The 3,261-nt window shown below is 66.2% G+C and carries 2 protein-coding genes; both read right to left on the bottom strand.

What is annotated here, in order from left to right; genetic code table 11:
* Positions 1-447, bottom strand: a 447-nt coding sequence (locus ABIB73_RS37470) for a chemotaxis protein CheW (protein WP_354232487.1), incomplete at its 3' end; no start/stop codon positions are given.
* Positions 448-474: 27 nt separating this feature from the next.
* On the bottom strand, positions 475-3,261 hold a 2,787-nt coding region (locus ABIB73_RS37465; RefSeq protein WP_354232485.1), incomplete at its 5' end, for a hybrid sensor histidine kinase/response regulator.

Below are 3,261 nucleotides of genomic sequence, written 5' to 3'. Positions count from 1 at the left end.
GAGCTCGAGGACGCGATCGACGTCGAGGACGACCATGAGCTGGCCGTCGAGGCGGTGGACGCCGCCGGCGAGCTTGGCCATGCGGGGGTCGAGGTTGACGGGGTTTTCTTCCTTGCCGTCCTCGGCAAGCCGCAGCACCTCGCCGATCTGGTCGATCAGCAGGCCGTAGGATTCGCCGCGCAGGTCGACGCCGACCGCCATCGGCACCTTGCCGTCCTCGGGCTTGGGCAGGCCGAGCCGGGCGCGCATGTCGACCACGGTGACGATGCGGCCGCGCAGGTTCAGGACGCCCGCGATCTCGCGCGAGGACAAGGGAACGCGGGTGACGCGCTCGGGCATGAACACGTCCTGGACCCGGGAGATCGGCAGGCCGAACAGCTGGCCGCCGATCATTGCGGTGACGTATTCGACCATGGCGCCTTCGCCCGTCTGCATCTTGTTGGCCATTGATGTGTCTCTCTCGTCTTGTTCCGTTTACGCCGCTGCCCGGCTCAGCTCGGAGGCGCCGGCGGCACCCGCGGTCTGCTCCTTCAGCGCCGCGATCAGGCCGGGACGGTCGAACTTGGCGACATAGTCGTGGAAGCCGGCCTGACGGCCGCGCTCGATCGCCGCCGGCGACACCAGCGCGGAGAGGCCGATGATCGGCATCGCGCCCAGATTGCTGTCGGAGCGGATCACTTCCGCAAACTCGAACCCGTTCATGTCGGGCATCTCGATGTCGGTCAGGACCACGTCGAAGCTCTGGGCACGTAGCGCCGCCAGGCCCTCCTGCGCGGTCGGCGCGGTGCGGACCCGGTAGCCGGCGGCCTTGAGCACCGGCGCCAGCATGTTGCGGAAGAAGGCCGAGTCGTCGACCAGCAGCACCGACTGCGAATGCATCGACGGCTTCATCTCCTTGCGGGTGAACCAGTCGGAGAACGCCATCGGCAGGAAGTGGCCGACGTCGATCACTTCGGTGGCCTGGCCCTTGATCACGGCCGAGCCCAGAATGCCCTGGCTGGAGCCGCCGACCTCGATGTTGAGCCGTTCCTCGACGATGTCGATGATCTCGTCGACGACGAGGCCCATGGAGCGGCCGTCGTCGGAGAACACCAGGATCGGCTGGGCGCCCTGGCTGGCAATGGTGACGCTCTCCATGGCCACCAGCGGCATCAGCTGCTCGCGGTACTGCACCATGTAGCGGCCGTTGGAGAACTCGATCTTGTCCGAGGGCAGCTCTTCCAGGCGGGTGACGAGCCCGAGCGGGACCGCCTTGGGCTGACTGGAGCCGGCGCGGAACACCAGCAGCGAGGTGGTCTGCTCGCCCGAGCCGATGTGATGAGCCCCGTTCTCGTCGGCCATGTCATGGGCCGAGGAGCCGGAGGCGCCGAGCGCCTTGGCAATGCCGTTGGGGTCGATGATCATGATCACCGCGCCATCGCCCAAAATCGTGTTGCCCGAGAACATGTCGATGTGACGCAGTTTTGTCGACATCGGCTTCACCACTATCTCTTCCGTATGGAACACGCCGTCGACGACAATACCAAAGGTCTGGCTGCCGACTTGCGTCACCACGATAAAGCCGTTCTCGGGATCGCTGGCGGCGCCGTCGTCGATCTTCAGCAGCTTCTTGAGGTGGATCAGCGGCAACAGCTTGTTGCGCAGGCGGAGAACGGCGGTGTCCTTGATGCGCTCGATGCGGTGCTCGGAGTTGGCGCGGGCCCGCACCAGCTCGACCACCGAGAGCTGCGGGATCGCAAAGCGGTCGCCGGCGGCTTCCACGATCAGCGCCGAGACGATCGCCAAGGTCAGCGGGATCTTGATGGTGACGGAGGAGCCCTCGCCGGCCACCGACTTGATGTCGATGGTGCCGCCGATCTGGTCGATATTGGTGCGCACCACGTCCATGCCGACGCCGCGGCCGGAGACCGAGGTGATGGCGGCCGCGGTCGAGAAGCCCGGGGCGAAGATGAACTTGTGGATCTGGGCTTCCGACATCTTCTCGAGCTCGGCCTCGCTGACGAGACCTGAGGAGATCGCCTTGGCCTTGATCTTCTCGGTGTTCAGCCCGCGGCCGTTGTCGGCGATGCAGATGATGATGTGGCCGCCCTCGTGATAGGCGGACAGACGGATGGTGCCCTGCTCGCCCTTGCCGCCGGCGAGCCGCTCGGCCGGGGTTTCCAGGCCGTGATCGGCGGAGTTGCGCACCATGTGGGTGAGCGGGTCCTTGATCAAATCGAGCACCTGGCGGTCGAGCTCGGTGTCGGCGCCGTGCATCTCCAGCTCGATCTGCTTGCCGAGTTCGCTCGACAGATCACGGACGATGCGGGGCAGCTTCTGCCAGGCATTGCCGATCGGCTGCATGCGCGTCTTCATGACGCCTTCCTGCAGCTCGGCGGTGACGTTGGACAGACGCTGCAACGGCACCTTGAACTCGGTGTCCTCGTTGCGGCGGGAGATCTCCAGCAGCTGGTTGCGGGTCAGGACCAGCTCGGAGACCATGGTCATCAGATGCTCCAGCGTATCCACGTTGACGCGGATCGACTGGTTGGCGATGCGGTCGCCTTCGCCGATGGTCTCGTCGGCGGTCGACTTCTTCGGCGCGGCCTTCTCCTTGGGCGCCCTGGTCTCCTTGGCGGCAACAGGGGCCGGCGCTTCAGCGACGGGCGCGGCCTTGACCTCAGCCTTGACCTCAACCTTGGCGACAGGCGCCGGGGCTTCGATCGCGGTCTCGCGGAAGGCGCGCTCGAGCTCGTCGAGCGACACTTCGCCCGGACGCAGCGGGCGCTCCAGGGTCTGGTCGATCAGCGCGCCCTGGGTCATGTCTTTTGCGGGGGCGGGGGCAGCAGCCGGCGCTTCCGGCACCAGCGGCGGGGCGTCGGCGACGGGCGCAGCAACACTACCTGCGGCCATAGCCGCCATGCCCTGCTCGACCATCGCTTCGAGCTTGTCGATGAGATCGCGGTCGGTGCCCTCGGGCTCGGCTTCGGTCGCTTCCAGCCCGGCCAGAATCTCCTTGATGCGGTCGATCGAGGACAGGATCACCGTCACCGCCTGTCCCGTCACCGGCATGCCGTCGCGGAACTTGCCCATCAGCGTCTCGCCGGCATGCGCCAGCGCTTCCAGGCGCGGCAAGCCGAGGAAGCCGCACGTCCCCTTGATGGTATGGACCAGGCGGAAGATGTTATCCAGGATCTTGGCGTTGTTCGGCTCCTGCTCGAACTTCACCAGCTGATTGTCGACGGTGTCCAGGCTCTCGCTGGTCTCCGTCAAAAACTCCCG

The organism is Bradyrhizobium sp. F1.4.3, from assembly GCF_040548375.1.
Lineage (GTDB): Bacteria > Pseudomonadota > Alphaproteobacteria > Rhizobiales > Xanthobacteraceae > Bradyrhizobium.
This window is presented reverse-complemented; position numbering and strand designations above follow the sequence as displayed.